The sequence below is a fragment of the Porphyromonas sp. oral taxon 275 genome (assembly GCF_018127745.1).
Taxonomy (GTDB): Bacteria; Bacteroidota; Bacteroidia; order Bacteroidales; family Porphyromonadaceae; genus Porphyromonas.
Genome location: NZ_CP072333.1, coordinates 1,319,577 through 1,338,071, shown reverse-complemented (window position 1 = coordinate 1,338,071; position 18,495 = coordinate 1,319,577). Strand labels below are relative to the sequence as shown.

At 61.5% G+C, this 18,495-nt stretch carries 14 protein-coding genes; 7 read left to right on the top strand and 7 right to left on the bottom strand.

Going from position 1 to position 18,495, the window contains the following annotated elements; genetic code table 11:
• Window positions 1-40: 40 nt before the first annotated feature.
• The 7 genes from J4862_RS05375 to secDF form a co-directional block, all read right to left on the bottom strand.
• On the bottom strand, window positions 41-649 hold the full coding sequence (locus tag J4862_RS05375; RefSeq protein ID WP_211788103.1) for a hypothetical protein: 609 nt from the start codon (window positions 647-649) through the stop codon (window positions 41-43).
• A 9-nt stretch (window positions 650-658) separates the two neighbouring features.
• A complete protein-coding gene (locus tag J4862_RS05370; protein ID WP_211788102.1) occupies window positions 659-2,077 on the bottom strand; it encodes an SUMF1/EgtB/PvdO family nonheme iron enzyme in 1,419 nt (472 codons plus the stop codon).
• A gap of 106 nt (window positions 2,078-2,183) precedes the next feature.
• Complete coding sequence (locus J4862_RS05365; RefSeq protein ID WP_005467333.1) at window positions 2,184-2,405, bottom strand: DUF2795 domain-containing protein; 222 nt, start codon at window positions 2,403-2,405, stop codon at window positions 2,184-2,186.
• A 635-nt stretch (window positions 2,406-3,040) separates the two neighbouring features.
• Entirely contained in the window at window positions 3,041-4,015 is a 975-nt protein-coding gene (locus J4862_RS05360) for a PorV/PorQ family protein (protein ID WP_211788101.1), read from the bottom strand.
• A 15-nt stretch (window positions 4,016-4,030) separates the two neighbouring features.
• Complete coding sequence (locus J4862_RS05355; protein ID WP_211788100.1) at window positions 4,031-6,814, bottom strand: S8 family serine peptidase; 2,784 nt, start codon at window positions 6,812-6,814, stop codon at window positions 4,031-4,033.
• Between the two features lie 50 nt (window positions 6,815-6,864).
• Window positions 6,865-8,400: a BACON domain-containing protein gene (locus tag J4862_RS05350; protein WP_211788099.1), complete on the bottom strand. Its 1,536-nt coding sequence runs from the start codon at window positions 8,398-8,400 to the stop codon at window positions 6,865-6,867.
• A 226-nt stretch (window positions 8,401-8,626) separates the two neighbouring features.
• On the bottom strand, window positions 8,627-11,539 hold the full coding sequence (gene secDF, locus J4862_RS05345; RefSeq protein WP_211788098.1) for a protein translocase subunit SecDF: 2,913 nt from the start codon (window positions 11,537-11,539) through the stop codon (window positions 8,627-8,629).
• 745 nt (window positions 11,540-12,284) lie between these two features.
• Between secDF and mce the strand changes: the two genes are divergently transcribed.
• The 7 genes from mce to J4862_RS05310 all read left to right on the top strand — a co-directional run bounded on the left by mce (window position 12,285) and on the right by J4862_RS05310 (window position 18,234).
• Window positions 12,285-12,698 (top strand): methylmalonyl-CoA epimerase, encoded by a 414-nt coding sequence (gene mce, locus J4862_RS05340; RefSeq protein ID WP_211788097.1) that lies wholly within the window; start codon window positions 12,285-12,287, stop codon window positions 12,696-12,698.
• A gap of 167 nt (window positions 12,699-12,865) precedes the next feature.
• Window positions 12,866-14,419 carry an acyl-CoA carboxylase subunit beta gene (locus J4862_RS05335; protein ID WP_211788096.1) on the top strand — a complete coding sequence of 518 codons (1,554 nt, stop codon included), beginning with the start codon at window positions 12,866-12,868 and terminating at the stop codon, window positions 14,417-14,419.
• A gap of 48 nt (window positions 14,420-14,467) precedes the next feature.
• Complete coding sequence (locus J4862_RS05330; RefSeq protein WP_211788095.1) at window positions 14,468-14,968, top strand: OadG family protein; 501 nt, start codon at window positions 14,468-14,470, stop codon at window positions 14,966-14,968.
• Window positions 14,969-14,983: 15 nt separating this feature from the next.
• Window positions 14,984-15,160, top strand: a complete 177-nt coding sequence (locus J4862_RS05325; protein WP_211788094.1) for a hypothetical protein — start codon at window positions 14,984-14,986, stop codon at window positions 15,158-15,160.
• Between the two features lie 35 nt (window positions 15,161-15,195).
• Window positions 15,196-15,693 carry an acetyl-CoA carboxylase biotin carboxyl carrier protein subunit gene (locus tag J4862_RS05320; protein ID WP_211788093.1) on the top strand — a complete coding sequence of 166 codons (498 nt, stop codon included), beginning with the start codon at window positions 15,196-15,198 and terminating at the stop codon, window positions 15,691-15,693.
• Window positions 15,694-15,697: 4 nt separating this feature from the next.
• Window positions 15,698-16,849 (top strand): sodium ion-translocating decarboxylase subunit beta, encoded by a 1,152-nt coding sequence (locus tag J4862_RS05315; protein ID WP_211788092.1) that lies wholly within the window; start codon window positions 15,698-15,700, stop codon window positions 16,847-16,849.
• 713 nt (window positions 16,850-17,562) lie between these two features.
• Window positions 17,563-18,234, top strand: a complete 672-nt coding sequence (locus tag J4862_RS05310; RefSeq protein ID WP_211788091.1) for a YceI family protein — start codon at window positions 17,563-17,565, stop codon at window positions 18,232-18,234.
• The last annotated feature ends 261 nt before the right edge of the window (window positions 18,235-18,495 follow it).

The window sequence follows — 18,495 nt, the reverse complement described above, 5'->3', positions numbered from 1 at the left end:
TAGAGGGAGTGCGCGTGGGAGAGCTAAGGCGATCGGGCGGCTAAGGCTTCGGGATGCCTGCACTTACCGAAAGGCTGTGGATCATGCGCGCGTAGAGCTCGTTGAGCTGGATGAGCTGCGCGACGAGCCGCTCATTCTGCCGCTGGAATTCGCTGCTCCCCTGTAGGCTCGTCTCGTAGACGAGGCGCAGCTGCTGCACGCGCTCGGTGAGCTGTCGGAGCTCCTCCTGATAGCCTGCGGGGCTGAGGCTGCTGCCGAGCCCTTCGCCCTCAGAGCGGCTCGTGTGAAGGCTGGGCGAAGGGACTAGCTGCTGGCTCAGCTGCTCGACGCTCAGGCGTAGCGCCTCGATACTCTCGTGCAGCTGGCGGCTCGCCTGGGGGGGGGCTGTCGTGCCTGCCTCTGAGCCTGTAGCCGCTTCCTCCTTAGGGCTATCGAAGCCCGAGAGGATGAAGATGAGGCACTCGGTGAGCATACTCACCAGCAGTAGCTGATCCGCGTAGGGGAGCTCGAGGATCTTGAAGAGCGCGCCGAGGATGACCAGCGCGGCTCCCCAGGAGTAGCTGCGGTGCAGCAGGAGCTGGCCGCGGGGTGAGGTGAGCCAGCGGCTGAGATGAGATCCGCGCGAACTGGGCTGTGGGCTGAGGGACATGGCAGAGGCTTATTTGCCGAAGGTGATGGCCGAGCGCACGCAGCGGAAGCCTATATAGGCATGCTGGGCGGTCTGCGCTGCGGGGCTGCGGTCGCTCGATTGGATGAAGCGGGCGATATCCTTCCACGAGCCCCCCTTGAGCACCTTGAGCGTGCGCTCCAGCGGGTCGCTGTAGCTGACGCTGCGGCGTAGCTCGGGGTTGACATCGCTGGTCTGTAGGAGGCCCGAGGCGCTCCAGCTGGTGCTCGTCCACTCGGCGACGTTGCCCGCCATGTCGTAGAGGCCGAAGGCGTTGGGCGCGTAGGAGGCCACAGGCGCGGTGATGAGGTGTCGGTCGGCGGTGTAGTCGCCATCGCCGGGCTTGAAGTTGCCCACGAAGCAGACCTTACCCTTCGTCTGACGTACGCCATGCTTGCCCCACTCCTTGTCGAGCTGGGCCGCGTATTCCCATTCGGCTTCCGTGGGTAGGCGGTACTCCTCGAGCGTCTGCCCCTCGGGGAGACGCAGCGTGCGCAGGGTCATGGCCGTACGCCAGGCGCAGTAGGCTGTGGCCTGCTCCCAGCTGACGCCTACCACGGGGTACTGATCGTAGCCCGCGTGCTCGAAGTACTTCTTGCTGTAGCCCTCATTGCGTGCCTCGGGGAAGTCCTTGACCCAGACGGTCTCGTCTGGCAGCACGGGGATGATGTAGGTGCTGACGAAGTCATATTCGCTGCTGAGGGGGCGTGTCAGCGTCTCGCGCACGATACGCCCTGAGGCATCGAGGTAGGCTGTATCCTTGCTGATGATGGGGCGCTCTGTGGGATTGCGGTCCCAGGCGGTGTGCGTCTGGGCGCGGTGCAGTCGGTCGCGGTAGAGGGTCGCGGCGTGGCGGTCGTAGCGCTCATAGCGGTAGTTGAGTTGCCGCGGGTCGAGGCGGCGCTCGCCCGTCACGGGGTCGGTGTAGTAGAGGCTCCGTAGGGCGCGTAGCTCCTCCTCCGTGGCACGGCGCTCGCTAGGCAATGGGCGCGACCAGTCCAGATGCGGCCGTACGGGCTCGCCATAGCGGTCCTCGGTGATCCGATAGCGCTCGTCTCCGCCGTAGGCAGGGTCTGCCAGACGCTCGCGCAGGATGGAGTCACGTACCCAGTGGACGAACTCGCGGTAGGCGGCATTGGTCACCTCGGTGCGATCCATCCAGAAGGCTTCTACCGAGATGCCCCGACTCTGAGCCGGTTCGCCCCAGAGGCTGTCGGCCTCGGCACGCCCCATCAGTACGTGCCCTCGAGGGATGAGGAGCATCCCCGCGGGTGCGGGCTCGCTCCAGGAGACGAGCTGGGCACGCCTCTCAGAGGGGCGGCTGCCACTGGAGCTGAGGGAGCCGCAGGCCCCGAGTAGGAGCGCTAGCGTGAGGCTGGCGGCGGGGAGAAGGCTTGCTGATCGCTTCATCGTCGATGACTGCAGTAATGAATAGGAGCAGGATACGGAGCCCTAGCTCTAGGGATCCTAGAGGGCGTCCGTAGCCTGCTCCTAAGGGGTAGGGAGCGAGCGGAGGCTAGTATTCCTCTTCGTCGAAGAAGAAGTCTTCCTTGCTCGGGTAGTCAGGCCAGATGTCCTCGATGGACTCGTAGAGCTCGCCCTCGTCCTCCATCTCCTGGAGGTTCTCGATGACCTCGATGGGTGCGCCAGAGCGCTGGGCGTAGTCTATGAGTTCGTCACGGCTGGCAGGCCACGGTGCATCCTCTAGCTTGGAGGCTAGTTCTAGGGTCCAGTACATTTGTTGCTGTTGTTTTGTGGATTAAGTCTTCTTGTCTTGATAATATGTAGCTGCAAAAGTACTATTTATTCCTTATTCGACCTAAAGCTAAGGAAAAGGCCACCCACAGCCCTCGCCCGCCCCTCGCTCTGCTCCGCGCTTCAAGCCGTCCGCATGGGCTCCGTATGTCTGCTCTTGATAGCTTCGCAGGTGGGCGTCCTTTGCAGGGCTACGGTCGGGACTTATCGCTTAGGGAACTGCTTGCCGCCTGCCCTAGCCCAGCGCGGGAATAAGGAGGGCGAAGCTAAGACCTAAGGCGGATCGAGCTGAGGGATATCAGTGGGCGAGCTGAGGGACATCTGTCAGCGCCGTGAGGGGTATCGGTCAGCGAACTGAAGGCTAAGGGGGAGTGCGGGGAGCCTTCGCTGGGAGATCCTCCGGGCGCTGCTTGGGCGAGGCTCGGAGGCGGGAGGGGGTGTGAAGGAAGCCTAAGGCTTGGGGCGGCGCAAGCGGGGAGCTAGCTTCGGGATAAGCTGAACTTGCAGAGGGGAGAAAAGGACAGCGCCCCCAGTCTCCGCGGAGGGAGGCTGGGGGCGCTGCGTGCTTGGGAGGCTCGGCGCAGGCCCTTTAGCAAAGGGACTACACTTGCCCTAGGGCTAGAGGGAGATGCCCGCCGTGAAGAGGAGGGAGCTATTGGCGCCGCTTGTGCTCGGGGCTAGGTAGGCGCCGTCGAACTGGAAGCGGCGGCCGTGGTAGCCTAGGCCGAGGGTGAAGCCCTGCAGGCCGTTCGTGTCGTGCTGATAGCCGACGCGGGCGGCGAGCATACGGCGGAAGCTGTATTCGCCCCCGAAGTGTAGGGCCACCGAGGAGCTATTGACGGGGTAGGTGAAGACGTCGGCACCCGCGCTGAGCCCTAGGCGATGCTCCTGGCTGAGGCCGTAGTGCAGTTCGCCCCCCGCACCGACGAAGACCGGGGCGTAGAGCTCGCGGCGCTCGTGCTTGGCGTACTTGAAGCCTAGGCTCATGTTCTGCGCCTTTGCCCCGACGAGGTAGCTGAGGCCTTGGCTCGGCTCCTCGGCGTGGCTGCGGTAGAAGGCGCCGAGGCCGAAGGTGACTGTGCTGGCGGAGCGGTCGCCGAGCTCGCTCTGCACATAGCCCGCTGTGGCGTAGGCCGAGAGGTGCCCCAGACGCAGGGCGTAGCCTAGGTCGAGGCTATAGTCATAGGGGGAGAGGGGGCCCTTGCTCTGCTCCTGTCCGTTCACCGCCTCGTACTGGAGACCGCCGAGGTAGCGGAAGCCAGCGAAGAGGCCGTGCCACTCCCCGAGGCGTAGCCCTGCCGTAGCCTGATAGAGCTGCAGCGAGCCGTCGGCGCCCTCCAGCCTGCCCATGAGGCGTGCCGAGGCACTGCCGTGAAACTGGGAGGGGCTGTAGAGGAGGCTGGTGGGATTGGTGTAGAGGAGCGAGCTGCTGGCCTCGCCGTAGTGGCTGCCGCCGAGGGCAGCGCTACGGGCGTCCGTGCTGAGCTCGAGTAGCGGCAGGGTACGCACCTGCTTGACCTTCTGTGCCGCCAGCGGGAGGCTAGTGAGGCCGAGGAGCGCTCCGAGGAGGAGACGCTTGGTAGGGATAATCATGCTGTGAGGGAGGACTTAGTTCTTGACGAAGGTCTGCGTGTACTTGCCCTTGGCGGTGCGTACGTGCAGGGTGTAGCTGCCTGGGGTGAGGCGACGCGTGAGGATGCGGATGGCGCCGCTACCCTTGGTCTGGAAGGTCTTCTCCAGCACCTGCACGCCCATGAGGCTCCGTAGCTCTACCTGTGCCTGGTCGATCGTGGGATCGAGGGCGATATTGAGCTCCGTCGTCGCGGGGAGCGGGTAGACTGAATAGACGATGGCCTCGGTGTCGCTCACGACACGTAGGGGCAGGGTCGTCGTGATGGGCTGGCTGATACCGTCCGAGACCTCGAGGATGATGCTCGTCACGCCCTTCTGCTTGCCGTGGATGGTCAGGCGTCCCTCGGGGGAGATGCTGGCGGAGGCGACCTTGCCGTCGGCGCTGTGTGCCTTGAAGTTCAGGGGACTCTCCTTGTCGTAGCTGAGGGCCGTCGTCACGTCGAGGCTTCGGTCCTTACCCAGCCCTACGATTTGGCTGCCGAGGGAGGCGCTGAAGGTCGGGGGCTGGTACTCGTAGACCTCGAAGGGGATACGCAGCTCGCTCTTCGCCCCCAGCTCATCCACCGCCGTCAGCAGGAGCTCGTGCTTGCCTAGGGGGGCTATGGCGCGTAGGGTGAAGGTCACCAGGTCGCCCTCCTGCTGGTAGCTGACGCCGCGCTGCTCGCCGCTGAGCTGGATGCTCACCTTCTGATGGTCGGGGTCGGTGACCTGCACGTGGAAGATGCGCTTCTCTAGGGCGGAGACGCGGAGCGGGCGCTCGGGGGCGAACTTGATGGAGGGAGGGGTGTTCTTCTTCGTCTTGAAGCGGGCGAAGCTCAGGCCTGAGCTCTGCCCCCAGCGGTCTACGGCCTCGACCGCTACGTGGTACTCGGTGTCCTCCTTCAGCCCTGCTACGGGGTAGAAGACCTTGCTGCCTGCCTCGATGCCCGCAGCATTGATCTCGCTCACCAGGTGGCTCGTGACGTTGGCCGCCGTGAGCTGCTGATCGGCGAAGTAGACCTTGTAGTAGCTAGCCACACGGTCGTCCTCGTCGCGTACAGCCTCCCAGGAGAGGTCAGCTGTGGAGAAGGAGATGTGTTCGGCCTGGATAGCGGAGACTCGCTGCGGAGCCTTGTGCTGGTTGGTGGCGAAGACGGCCGAGGCATCGATATAGCCACGGCCAAGGCGGCCAGCATACTTGGGGTTGGCGGCGTCGATGTTCTTGAACTTCAGCGATCCCAGCAGACGCTCCTTGCACTGCTCGGCCGTGAAGCCTGGTCCACCGAAGTGCGAGACGATGAGCGCCGCGATACCTGAGACGTGGGGGCAAGCCATGGATGTACCCTGCATGTAGCCGTACTCCTTGCCCGTGATCTGCTTGGAGAGCGTGCTGAGGACCTGTCCGTTGGGGAAGTTGAGGTCTCCCCCAGGGGCCATGATGTCGACCCAGTCACCGCGGTTGCTGTAGTAGGCGGCAGTCCAGTTGGGTGCCATGGAGGAGACGGCGATGATGGCATCGTAGGCGGCGGGATAGGAATAATAGTCCATCCCATCATTACCTGCGGCGAAGATCACGACGCCGCCCTTCATCGGTGACTCGGGGAGCTGATTGCCGTCATCGTCGCAGCCCGCGTACTTGATGAAGTAGTCTACGGCGTCCTGAATGACCTTGGGGATGGCGGTGATCTGTGCCTTGTAGGGGTAGCCCCAGGAGTTCTGGCTGATCACCGCACCGTTGTTGGCACCGTATACGATGGCTGCGGGCGAGTCGCCGTTCTCCTTCTCGGCGCCGAAGATCTGGCAGCTCATGATGCGCACGCCAGAGCCTGGCGTACCGTTGCCCCCAGCGATCCCCGAGACGCCGATGCCGTTGCCCGTGCGGGCAGCGACCGTCCCCGCCACGTGCGTGCCGTGGGACTCCTTGTCTGGGTAGATGGTGGCGTCGTCCTTGATGAAGTTGTAGCCGTGGATGTCATCGATGTATCCGTTCTGGTCATCGTCGACCCCTGGCGTGCCGTTCTTCTCCTCCTCGTTGACGTAGAGGTTGTCCACGAGGTCGGGGTGGGTCAGGTCTATCCCCCCGTCGACGATGGAGACGATGACCTTGGGCTTACCCGTCTCGACCTTCCAAGCCTTGAAGAGGTCGATGTCTGCACTAGCGATGGAGCCGTGGTACTTCCCTACATTATGATAGTGCCACTGGTCGGAGAGGAGTGGGTCGTTGTAGGGCATGGCTTCGGACGAGGCACGTCGGGCTATGGGCAGGTCCGTGGGGATAGCCTTGCCTGCGGGACGTGTCATAGAGTACACGGGCTCGGCGTACTCGATCTCGGGCACGGCACTGAGCGTGCGCATGGCACTGCGTAGCTCCTGCTTCTGGTCGAAGTGCACTACGTACCAGCGGTCTAGCCCCGCACGGCGCATACGCTTCTCGAAGCGCGGGTCTATGGGGAAGACGGGCTGCAGAGTCTCGGTGGAGATGCTACGCAGGCTGCGTGACATCTGCTCGGGCAGCGCCTGTAGGGCACGGGCGCTGCTGGCTGCGCTCTGCTGGAAGGCAAAGTCGCGGAAGAGGCGCTGCGCTCCCTGACGGACGCGGATATAGAGCTTGCCAGGCTCGGCGCCCGCTGTGGGGAGGCCGCTCGAGGCGGCGCTCCCGCTGGGGGCAGCGAGCTGCTCGGGCTGCGGCGCCTGGGACGTCTGGGGGGTATCAAGCTCACGCTGGCAGGCTCCTAGGCTGAGGAGCGAGAGCAGCGTGAGGCTAAGGAATGCTTTGTTCATCTGTTACCGACTGATTGGAGGGTACAAGGCGATGCCGATCGAGGGCCGCGCTAGAGGAGCGCCGCCTGGATCTGAAGGATGTACTTGACCCCGTCGAGGGTGGTGATGGAGGCGAAGAGGGCGGTCTTCTTGCTGCTGTTGTAGAAGAACTGCTGCCCTCCCTTGAGGCGGTACTGGTACTGGTAGCCTGCGTCGCTGAGCAGCTTGGTGAACTCCTGCGTCAGGTGGTACTCGCCGAAGTCATCAAGGTAGAAGCCTAGGCTCTTCTCTTCGTAGAGCCCCTGCACGGCCGTGATGTGGTCGATGTGGGGGTCGCCTGCGGGGATGTCACCGCCTGCAGCGTAGAAGAAGTAGCCACGGACGAACTCTCCGTCGATGCTCTGCTTGACGTAGTAGCGGTCATAGGTGGCGACGCCCAGATTCTTGTCGAGCGTGCTCTGCAGGCCACCCTCGTAGGCGGCGATCTCGCTGCGCGCGGTACCGAGGATATTCATCTTGCGGTTCCCGAGGCGGGTGAGCTGCAGCTGCATGGGCAGCGTCTTGAAGGTGGCGTAGCTCTGGCGCTGTATGCTCAGGTACTGGAAGGTGAGGGTGACGGCAGTGGGCGTGTAGACTACCTGCAGGACGTAGGAGCTCTTGTCCTTGCTGTAGACCTCGATCAGGATATCGTCCTGCTTCTTCTCGCCCTGCTTCGTGAAGCCCTGGGCGCTGAGGTAGCTGGCGAAGGCGGCATTACCCTTGTAGAGCTCGGGGTGCTGGCTCGTGATGGTGGCCGTGTAGTAGCTGTGCTGGTGCTTGGTCTGGAAGCTGTAGTCGATGGAGGCGATCTGCGGATTGGTCGAGAGGAAGTGGTAGACCGTGCGCCCCTGCTGCTGATCCGTCGCGACGCTGGCGAGGACACTCCCGCGCGCGCGTTCATAATTAAGTATCTGGTGTAGGGGGGCTGGGTAGATCTCTAGGGGAAGGTAGTAGGAGAGGGTACCCTGCTGGACGACCTCGAGCTCACGCAGACTCTTGCCGAGGCTGAGGTTGATCTTAGCCGAGCGGGCAGCCTGCTCGCTGTTGGGGCTTGCCTGGAGGACGAGCTTGGTGGGGCTCACCTCGAGGATACTCAGCCAGTTGCTCGCGGTGGCGAGCTCGGCCTTGATGGCCTCGCCGTTGCTGGTGAGGAGGATGGTGCGTGTGCCGCCCTCCTGGGGAAGCTCGATGCGCTTGAGTTCGGTCGTGAGTGTCGCCTCAGCGGCAGCCTGCTTGACCAGCACGCGGCGCTGCTGTCCGCCCGAGCTGATGGCGATGACGCCCGTGCGCTCACGCGCCTCGGTATTAGCCTTGACCTTGACCTTGAGCTGCGCTCCGCTCTGCTCGAGGGTGAACCAAGTGAATTCCTGTGGGGAGAGGTAGGACCAGCTCTCGGCGCTCGTCTGTACGGAGATGCTCTGCTCGGAGGCGGTGCTGGCGAAGCTGAGCGTCGTGGTCGAGACGGTGAGGCTGGTCTCCTCGAGTTCGGTCTGCGCCTTGCAGCTGGGGAGGGCAGGCAGTAGTGCTAGCAGTAGTGCTAGCGTACAGTGGTAGATGCCACGTTTCATAGGGTGTATATGTAATTAAGAGAAAGGTTGTCGCGTGTGGGTGGGCGAGCTCTACTGAGTGTGGTATGTATGTGCGTTCTTTGGGTTGCTACAGTAGGGAGGACAGCTTCCCCCGCTGCGGCCTAGCAAAGGTAACAAAAAAGCTAGACGCCCCCAGCATCCATCGGCGGATGCTGGGGGCGTCTAGCTCATGGGCTACGCTAGGAGCGAGCCCGAGGCGGGAGGACTAGGCCTTGACTGCTGCCTTGGCGCTGCGACGCTTGATCAGCTCGTAGGCGATCGGCGTAGCGACGAAGAGCGTGCAGTAGGTACCGAAGATGATCCCGAGGAGGATGGTGAAGGTGAAGCTACGCATCGAGGCACCACCGAAGCCGAAGACGATGATCATCACGAGGAAGGTCGTGAAGGAAGTATTCAGCGTACGGGAGAGCGTCGAGTTCAGTGCGCCGTTGATCACCTCGAAGCGCTCTGCCTGCGGACGCAGACCTAGCTCCTCACGGATACGGTCGAAGACGATCACCACGTCATTGATGGCATAGCCGATGACGGCCAGTAGGGCGGCGATGAAGTTCTGGTCTACCTCCATGGTGAAGGGCATGACCTTCCACAGCAGCGCGTACATGGCGATGATGAGCAGCGTCGTGACCGTGACCGAGGCGAAGGCCCCGATGGAGAAGGCTACGTTGCGGAAGCGGATGAGGATGTACACGGCCATGAAGAGCAGCGCGAGGCAGACGGCGATGACGGCGCCCTGCGTGATGTCGGAGGACATGCTAGCGCTGACCTTCTGCGAACTGACGATGTACTCGGTCGCGAAGTCTGCCTGGCTGGGCTTGACCTTATAGAAGCCATTGAGCCCTTCGTAGAGCTTGGACACGAGCTCCTGCTCTACCTGGTCGCCCGAGTTCTCGATGAGGTAGTTCGTCGAGACGCGTACCTCGTTGCCCTCGGTACCAATGGCAGTGAGGACGAGCTTGCCGTCGAGGACGGGAGCCAGACGTTCACGGACCTGCTGGTTGTCTACCTTCTGGTCGAACTTGATGATGTAGTTACGTCCGCCCGAGAACTCGATCCCCTGATTGAGCCCTACACTGATGTAGCTTACGAGCCCAGCGATGAGCAGCACTGCGGGCAGGATGTAGCCCTTGATGCGAGCGCCGAGGAAGTTGAACTTGGGGTCGACCAGCAGATTGCGCGTCATGGCTGTCGTGTAGGTCACCTTGTCCAGCTTGTGGTGCTTATCCAGCGCCTCGAAGGCCATACGGGTGAGGAAGACCGCCGTGATGAAGGAGGCTACCAGACCGATGATGAGCGTCGTGGCGAAGCCGCGGATGGGGCCCGAGCCGAAGTAGAAGAGGACTACGCCCGTGATGATGGACGTGAGGTTGGAGTCGAAGATAGCGCTGAAGGCATTGCCATAGCCGTCGGCGATGGCGCGCGTCATGCCCTTGCCCTTGCGCAGCTCCTCCTTGATGCGCTCGTTGATGAGCACGTTGGCGTCCACCGCCATACCGAGGGTCAGGACAAGCCCGGCGATCCCCGAGAGGGTGAGCACAGCGTTGAAGGAAGCCAGGATCCCGAGGGTGAAGAAGCTATTGACCACGAGGGCGAGGTTGGCGATCATCCCAGGGATGAAGCCATAGGCCAGGCACATGTAGATCATCAGCAGCACCAGAGCGATGGCGAAGGAGATGATCCCAGCCTCGATGGAGGCACGGCCGAGGGTAGGCCCTACGACGTTCTCCTGCTCGATGACGATGGTGGTCTCCATCTTACCCGAGTTCAGCACGTTCGCCAGGTCGGTCGCCTCCTCGATGGTGAAGTTCCCCGAGATGGAGGACTGCCCGCCCGTGATCTCGTCACGGATGCTGGGGGCGGAGTAGACGACCCCGTCGAGGACGATGGCGATGCAGCGGTACTTGTTCTCCTTCGTCAGGCGTGCCCAGATCTGAGCGCCCTCCTGGTTCATCGTCATGGAGACGTGGGGCTGAGCGCTACCGATCTGCTGGTGGTCTACGTCGCCCTTAGCACTGACGACGACATCCCCCGAGAGGTCGGGCTTGCCGCTGCGGTTGGTGCGGATGGCGTAGAGCTCGTAGAGGCTGGTAGCCTTACCCGTCTTGGGGTCTTCAATCGCCTTAGCACCCCACATGAGCTTGAGGTCCTCGGGTAGGAGCTTGTGCTCTGTCGCCAGGGCCAGCAGGGAGTCGATCTTGCTGCGGTCGCGGTCGTTGGCGATAGCGACAGTAGCGCCACCACGACCACCGATCTGCAGGTACTTGGCCAGCGTGTCGATGTGGGCAGGTACAGCAGCGGCGGGTGCCGTAGCTACATGCTGGTGCGTGGAGTCAGCGGCGAGGCTGTCGGCGGGGGCTGCAGCAGGTGCGGGAGCACCGAGTGCCAGCAGGCGATCGCTCAGACCCATTAGGTCGTTGCCCACCTCCTCGATGGTGTAGGTGCGCCAGAACTGAAGGTTGGCGCTACGCTGCAGGAGCTCGCGTACACGCTCGGGCTCCTTGACACCAGGGAGCTCGACGAGGATGCGGCCCTGGCCCTCGAGGCGCTGCAGGTTGGGCGCTACGACCCCGAAGCGGTCGATACGTACACGCAGGACGTTGAACGAGGCCTCGACAGCACTGTTGTACTTCTCCTTGAGCAGCTCGATGACCTTAGCCTCACTCGTGGAGGGGTTGATCTGGTCGCGCAGGTCGCCCGAGCCGAAGAGGACGGCTAGGTTAGCCCCAGGGCTGAGTCGCTTGTACTCGGTGACGAACTGGTCGATGTAGTTGCTCTGTGAGGGACTCTTGGAGGCAGCATCGAGTGCCTTCGCGAAGTTGGGGTCCTCTGGATTACCAGCGAGATTCTTCACTAGATCGGCAGCGTTGAGCTTGAGGATGACGTTCATCCCGCCCTTGAGGTCAAGCCCAAGACCGATCTGCTGCTGACGCACCTCCTTGAGGGTGTAGCCGAAGTAGACCTTCTCGTTGGCCATCGAGTCGAGGTAGGCCTTGCCCGCAGCCTCACCCATCTGCTCCGCCTTTTTATCGTAATGGTTCGTTACGAAGGAGAAGGATAGGTAGAAGGCACAGATCAAAGCCAAGCTCGCTGTGACGAAGGTCACAAATCCTTTGTTTTGCATCGTGTCTGTTTACTTATATAATTGTTATCTGATTCCTTGGGTCCTGTGTGGATATAGGGGTATAACGCCCACAAAAATAGCCGTTTTCTACGTAATATCCCACTGCCAGCCTCCTGTGCCTGCGCTGCCCCCGCTTGCGGAGCCTCCGCACCCCCTCGGGCGAGGGGCTATATAATAATGTATAGGGAGCAGCTCCGAGCGGCCTCCGAAGTGGCCTCCTCCAGCCGCTGCGCTTGCCCCGCGACTGCCGCTCCCGCACCTCGCTCGGAGCGCTGAGGGGTAGGGGAGCTGGGCCTCGCTGCCTGGGTGGAATGCCCTCGGGAAGGTGTGCATAAGCGCTCCACGAGCTTCGACCAAGGACTCCCCGCGCCCCAAGCAAGCCCTCAGCAAGGCGCGAGCTGTAGTTCAGCGTGGCGCGTCTATAGGGGCGCCGAGAATTCTTATATTACTTTTCGCCGTCCCCCTTATCCCTCAGCGCGCTGACTGATAGCCCTCAGTGCCAGTTCTTATATTACTTTTCCCGCTCCCCTTTGCCTCGCGGCGGCGTCCCCCTTAGGTCGCAGCTCGGTGCGAGGCCTGCCTGAGTGCGGCCCCGAGTGGCCAGAGCGTAGGCTGCCCGCAGGCCCTCGACAGGCTCGGGTGCGGAGCATGGCCTGGGATTAGAGATATATTCTTACATTTGCAGTAGGAACAGGCGGGGGAGCGTCCCCCGCACCAACATTATTCAAAGCATCACAGATAGCTTATGAACCTTACACACATCGAACACCTCGGTATTGCTGTCAAGAGCATCGAGGCCTCCCTGCCCTACTACGAAGGTCTCCTAGGGCTGAAGTGCTATAACATTGAGGAAGTTGCTGACCAGAAGGTCAAGACGGCTTTCTTCAAGGTCGGTCAGACGAAGATCGAGCTCCTCGAGGCTACCTCGCCTGAAAGCACGATCGCTAAGTTCATCGAGAAGCGCGGCGAGGGGATCCACCACATCGCCTTCGCAGTGCCCAATACCGACGAGGCGCTCCAGGAGCTGGGCGACAAGGGGGTACAGCTCATCGACAAGCAGTCGCGCAAGGGTGCTGAGGGGCTCAATATCGGCTTCCTTCACCCCAAGAGCACGCTGGGCGTCCTCACCGAGCTATGCGATAGCCGCGACGTCAAGTAAGCATCTGATGAGGATGGGATGATAGTAGTACTATATCAGGCTACTGTCATCCCATCCTCGCTTGTGTCCCTCTCGCTGTCGGGAGCCTAGGCTGAGCGCCTAGAGGATCCGCGGCGGGACTTCCCATCAAACTACCTAGACAAGCAATAGTCTAAAAGCTAATCAATATGAGTGTTCAGTTAGAGAAAATCAAGGAGCTGATCCAGCTCCGTGCCCAGGCGCACCTCGGTGGCGGCCAGAAGCGAATCGACAGCCAGCATCAGAAGGGCAAGTTCACCGCACGTGAGCGTATCGCCATGCTCCTCGACGAAGGCAGCTTCGACGAGATCGATACCTTCGTCCTGCACCGCTCTACCAACTTCGGTATCGACAAGACGAAGTTCCTCGGTGACGGCGTCGTCACGGGCTCGGGTACGATCGATGGTCGTCTGGTCTACGTCTTCGCTCAGGACTTCACGGTCTTCGGCGGTGCCCTCTCTGAGATGCTCGCTTCCAAGATCTGTAAGGTCATGGAGCTGGCTATGCTCATGGGTGCCCCTGTCATCGGTCTGAATGACTCGGGCGGTGCTCGTATCCAGGAGGGGATCAACGCCCTGAGCGGCTACGGGGACATCTTCCAGAACAATATCCTGGCCTCGGGTGTCGTCCCTCAGATCTCCGCGATCTTCGGTCCCTGCGCTGGGGGTGCTGTCTACTCGCCCGCACTGACGGACTTCAACATCATGAGCAAGGGCACGAGCTACATGTTCCTCACCGGGCCTAAGGTCGTCAAGACCGTCACGGGCGAGGATGTGACGCAGGAGCAGCTCGGTGGTGCTAGCGTACACGCCTCCAAGAGTGGTGTCGCTCACTTCGCCGTCGACAACGAAGAGGAGGGTATCCGCCTCATCCGTCACCTGCTCTCCTTCATCCCTCAGAACAACATGGAGGAGGCTCCCTGCGTAGAGCCCACGGACGCTGTAGACCGCGTCGATGATGTCCTCAATACCATCATCCCCGACCAGCCCAACCGCGGCTACAACATGTATGACGTCATCGGCACGATCGTCGATAACGGTGAGTTCCTCGAGATCCACAAGGACTACGCCAAGAACATCATCATCGGCTTCGCTCGCTTCAACGGTCAGAGCGTCGGTATCGTAGCGAACCAGCCCATGGTTATGGCCGGTGCGCTCGACAGCAACGCTTCGCGTAAGGCTGCCCGCTTCGTCCGCTTCTGTGACGCCTTCAACATCCCTCTGGTTACGCTCGTCGACGTCCCAGGCTTCCTCCCCGGTACGGGCCAGGAGTACAATGGGGTCATCGTCCACGGTGCTAAGCTGCTCTACGCCTACGGGGAGGCTACGGTGCCCAAGATCACCGTCACGCTGCGTAAGGCCTATGGTGGTGCCTACATCGTCATGAGCTCCAAGCACCTCCGCTCGGATGTCAACCTCGCTTGGCCCTCGGCTGAGATCGCTGTGATGGGCCCTGCAGGTGCCGTAGAGGTCATCTTCGCCAAGGAAGTAGCCGCCTCTGAGAACCCCGCCGAGGCTGCTGCACAGAAGGAAGAGGAATACCGCAAGGCCTTCGCCAACCCCTACAACGCTGCCTCCTATGGCTTCATGGATGATGTCATCGAGCCACGCAACACGCGCTTCCGCATCATCCGCGCCCTCGAGCAGCTGCGTACCAAGAAGCAGATCAATCCTGCCAAGAAGCACGACAACCTGCCTCTCTAGTCTAGCGCTGGAGACGCAGCCGTGTCCTCATTCAAGCTCTACCGCAGCATGAATACCCTACGCAGATACACACTATCCGCTGGCCTGCTCCTCGGAGCAGCCGCCGCGGATAGCCTGTGGGCGGCCGAGACCGCCCCGCTCTCCGCGAAGGTGCAGACCCTGCAAGCGCAGGATCCTGCAGGGCTCATCATGACCCTCACGGCCGTCCTCGTCGTCTTCCTCGCCCTCACGATGCTCGTGCTGGTCTTCAAGTACCTAGGCTGCCTCTTCACCAGAGGTAAGGGTACAGCTCCCGTAGCGCAGGCTACCGCTGGTAGCCCCGCTGCCTCTGGAGCAGCGAAGCCCAGTCCAGAGGCTCTAGTGGCCATCTCGCTGGCCCTCCGCGCCGCGAGCACTGCGCCCTCGGGTGAGCTAGCTGCCGCCATAGCTATGGCACTGGCTAGCGAGCGCGAGGCCCAGCACGACCACGAGAGCTACGTCCTGACCATTCGCCGCCGACCTACGCAGTGGAATGCGCGCATCCAGGGGCTACAACGCTATAATCACTAATCGAAACCCCGCATTATGCAGCAGGAAAAGAATCTCTCCGAGGTCTTCGCCGCTATCTCCTATGCCCTGCATGAGGAGCTGGGTAAGCACAATCACGACCAAGAGTCCTACGTGCTGACCTACAAGCGTAGCAGCGTCCCCTCGGCCTGGAGCTCCAAGGCGCACACCATGCGTGTGCTGCCTACTCGATAGTACAGATATACCACACCAACAAATAACGCATCCTCATGAAAGAGTACAAGTATAAGATCAACGGCAACGACTACAGCGTAGCCATCATCGATATCGACGGTACGACCGCTGCTGTCGAAGTGAACGGGGTCTCCTACAAGGTAGACATCCTCGACGAGGGCTTCAGCGCCCCAGTGGCTCGCCCCGCAGCTAAGCCTGCCGCAGCACCCGCAGCCGCTGCAGCTCCTGCCCCTGCTCCAGCTGCAGCCCCAGCACCCCAGCCCATCGCTCCTGCCGCTGCTCCAGCCCCCGCTGCTGAGCCTGCTGCTCCTGCTGGCAAGGGTACGCCCGTACAGTCGCCCCTGCCTGGTGTCATCCTCGACATCAAGGTAGCTGTAGGTGACAGCGTCAAGGCAGGCCAGACCGTCGCTATCCTCGAAGCAATGAAGATGGAGAACAACATCAACGCTGAGTGCGATGGCGTCATCACGGCGATCAAGGTAGCCAAGGGGGACAACATCCTCGAAGGCTCGGACATCGTCATCATAGGCTAGTACTATGTCCTTCTGGGGCTTCTTAGTCGAGAATATGCAGACGTTCTATTCCTTCACGGGAATGGCGAATGCAACGATGGGCCACCTCATCATGATCTTGGTGGGGCTGCTCTTCATCTTCTTGGCGATCAAATACGAGTTCGAGCCCCTCCTGCTCATCCCCATTGGCTTCGGCATGCTCATCGGTAATATCCCGATGCAGCAGGGGATGCAGGTAGGTATCTACGAGGAAGGTTCGGTGCTGAATATCCTCTATCAGGGAGTACGACAGGGCTGGTATCCGCCCTTGATCTTTCTGGGGATCGGCGCCATGACCGACTTCACCGCGCTCATCTCGAACCCGAAGCTCATGCTCGTCGGGGCTGCTGCGCAGGCTGGTATCTTCGCCGCCTACATGACAGCTCTGGGGCTGGGCTTTACTCCCCCAGAGGCTGGTGCTATAGGCATCATCGGCGGGGCTGATGGCCCTACGGCTATCTTCCTCTCCAACCGCCTAGCGCCCCACCTACTCGGCGCGATTGCTGTCTCGGCCTACTCCTACATGGCCCTCGTACCGGTGATCCAGCCCCCCTTCATGCGTCTACTGACGACCTCCAAGGAGCGCGTCATGCGTATGAAGCGCCCCCGCCAGGTCTCGCAGACGGAGAAGATCATCTTCCCCATCGCAGGACTGCTGCTCACCACGATGCTCGTCCCACCGGCGCTCCCTCTTCTGGGTATGCTCTTCTTCGGGAACCTGCTACGTGAGAGCGGCGTCACCAAGCGCCTGGCAGATACGGCTAAGGGGCCACTCATCGACACCGTGACCATCCTCCTAGGGGTGACGGTCGGGGCCTCGACGCAGGCCACAGAGTTCCTCACGGGGAACTCGGTGCTGATCTTCGGACTCGGAGCCTTCTCCTTCATCGTGGCCACCTGCTGCGGAGTCCTCTTTGTGAAGCTCTTCAACCTCTTCCTCAAGCCAGAGAATAGGATCAACCCGCTTATCGGGAATGCCGGGGTATCGGCTGTGCCCGACTCGGCGCGCATCTCGCAGACGCTGGGCCTCGAGTATGACCCGACCAACTACCTCCTCATGCACGCCATGGGGCCCAACGTAGCTGGGGTCATCGGTTCAGCCGTCGCCGCGGGTATCCTCTTGAGCTTCCTCAGCTAGATCTCAGAGATAGCATATCCTCGCCACCCCATAGGTGCACAGAGTGTCCGCCTCTCCCTTAGCCTCGGCTAGGGAGGGGCGGACACTGTATTTTAGGCCCTCTTGTCGCCCTCATCGGTGTTGTTCCCAAGCTAGCTCGCGTCTATAGCTCGGTTTGCTTAGGGGCAAGCGCTCCGAGGCTGCGCTCCTTGGGAGGGGAATCTTAGAGTAGATGCATTGCCTAGTACGCTTGTAGGAGCATTCGTTCGTTTCCATTGCCCAAAGGTGCTCGCAGTTCAGCTGGTGAGGCCTCGCCTAAGCTGCCTCAGCGGGAGCGAGCAAGGGGGGCGAAGCAAACTGCGTGCCTTGTGCGGGCGTCTTGAGGGATATCCCTCAGCTGCCTGACTGATATCCCTTAGCTTCCTGAAGGACGTCCCTCAGCGTCCTGACTGATATCCCTCAGGGAGCCTCGGACTATGCTTGCGCTTCGCTGGGGAGCGATGTGGTTGTAGGCCGTGAGGCTCCTTCGAGACTAGGCGAGCGGACGACAGCGAGGCGGAGGTGGGCAATCAAGGTAAGGAGCGCAAGCACTGAGCTGAGCGCCGCGAAGGCTTAGGCAAAACAAAAGGTAAGGAACAAGCGTTACTTACCCATAGCCCCAAGAAAGGGGCGTATAAGAATTGGTATCGGTGCGGGCACTGCCTGCGCCACGACATCACAAGGATATAAGGAATATGAAGTATCAGACGATTGCCCTGGCCGGGATCTTTGCGCTAGGGCTTAGCCTTGCCTCCTGCTCTGGTAGCAGCAAGGGCGAGGGCAGTGTAGCAGCTAGCGAAGCAGCTGCAGTCAGCGATGTAGCAGCTGAAGCTCTGTCCGTAGACGCTACGGCCTCGGCCCTCTCCTGGAAGGGCTTCAAGCCCGGCGGAGAGCACTACGGCAAGCTCCCCATCAGCGCGGGCCAGCTGGATATCAAGGATGATGTGCTGCACGGCGGCTACGTCACCATCAAGATGGACGGCATCATCGTCGAGGACCTCAAGGCCGAGGACGGTGGGGACAAGCTGAAGGCACACCTCGAAGGTGAGGATTTCTTCGACGCTGCGAAGTACCCCGAGGCTAAGTTCGAGCTGACGGACGTCCCCGCCGAAGGGCTCAAGATCGCCGACATCAAGGAGCTCAAGGGCAACCTGACGCTCAAGGATGTGACGAAGAACATCACCATCCCCGTGGCCTCCATACAGCGCGACGCCGCTACGGGCAAGTACAGCTTCACCAGCCAGACCTTCCGCATCAACCGTGCGGACTGGAACGTGAAGTACGGCTCCAAGAGCTTCTTCACCGGCCTCGGCGATAAGTTCATCAACGACGAGATTGAGCTGAGCTTCGTCCTTCAGACGCTCTAGCCCCTCCCTGCGGCCGAGGCCGCACACTAAGGCAAATAGCCCCAGTACCGAGTCTCGGTGCTGGGGCTATTTGCTTGGGCTAGATCGTGAGCCCTTGGAGCTAGCGCAGTACTCCCTGGAGGTGCTTCGCTTGGGGTACGGGGGAGGGAGCTCCCTAGCCGCTGGAGCGCTGGAGTGGATGCTTGAGGGCTAGGCGAGGGAGAGCTGTGGTGGCTGTCTTTCGCTAGTCTCAAGGGAAGCGATACGACTGTTGCCGAGAAG

What these genes read in the sequence shown, in the direction of transcription:
- J4862_RS05375 (WP_211788103.1), bottom strand. Translation starts at nt 649, where the DNA reads ATGTCCCTCAGCCCACAGCCCAGTTCGCGCGGATCTCATCTCAGCCGC.
- J4862_RS05370 (WP_211788102.1), bottom strand. Translation starts at nt 2,077, where the DNA reads ATGAAGCGATCAGCAAGCCTTCTCCCCGCCGCCAGCCTCACGCTAGCG.
- J4862_RS05365 (WP_005467333.1), bottom strand. Translation starts at nt 2,405, where the DNA reads ATGTACTGGACCCTAGAACTAGCCTCCAAGCTAGAGGATGCACCGTGG.
- J4862_RS05360 (WP_211788101.1), bottom strand. Translation starts at nt 4,015, where the DNA reads ATGATTATCCCTACCAAGCGTCTCCTCCTCGGAGCGCTCCTCGGCCTC.
- J4862_RS05355 (WP_211788100.1), bottom strand. Translation starts at nt 6,814, where the DNA reads ATGAACAAAGCATTCCTTAGCCTCACGCTGCTCTCGCTCCTCAGCCTA.
- J4862_RS05350 (WP_211788099.1), bottom strand. Translation starts at nt 8,400, where the DNA reads ATGAAACGTGGCATCTACCACTGTACGCTAGCACTACTGCTAGCACTA.
- secDF (WP_211788098.1), bottom strand. Translation starts at nt 11,539, where the DNA reads ATGCAAAACAAAGGATTTGTGACCTTCGTCACAGCGAGCTTGGCTTTG.
- mce (WP_211788097.1), top strand. Translation starts at nt 12,285, where the DNA reads ATGAACCTTACACACATCGAACACCTCGGTATTGCTGTCAAGAGCATC.
- J4862_RS05335 (WP_211788096.1), top strand. Translation starts at nt 12,866, where the DNA reads ATGAGTGTTCAGTTAGAGAAAATCAAGGAGCTGATCCAGCTCCGTGCC.
- J4862_RS05330 (WP_211788095.1), top strand. Translation starts at nt 14,468, where the DNA reads ATGAATACCCTACGCAGATACACACTATCCGCTGGCCTGCTCCTCGGA.
- J4862_RS05325 (WP_211788094.1), top strand. Translation starts at nt 14,984, where the DNA reads ATGCAGCAGGAAAAGAATCTCTCCGAGGTCTTCGCCGCTATCTCCTAT.
- J4862_RS05320 (WP_211788093.1), top strand. Translation starts at nt 15,196, where the DNA reads ATGAAAGAGTACAAGTATAAGATCAACGGCAACGACTACAGCGTAGCC.
- J4862_RS05315 (WP_211788092.1), top strand. Translation starts at nt 15,698, where the DNA reads ATGTCCTTCTGGGGCTTCTTAGTCGAGAATATGCAGACGTTCTATTCC.
- J4862_RS05310 (WP_211788091.1), top strand. Translation starts at nt 17,563, where the DNA reads ATGAAGTATCAGACGATTGCCCTGGCCGGGATCTTTGCGCTAGGGCTT.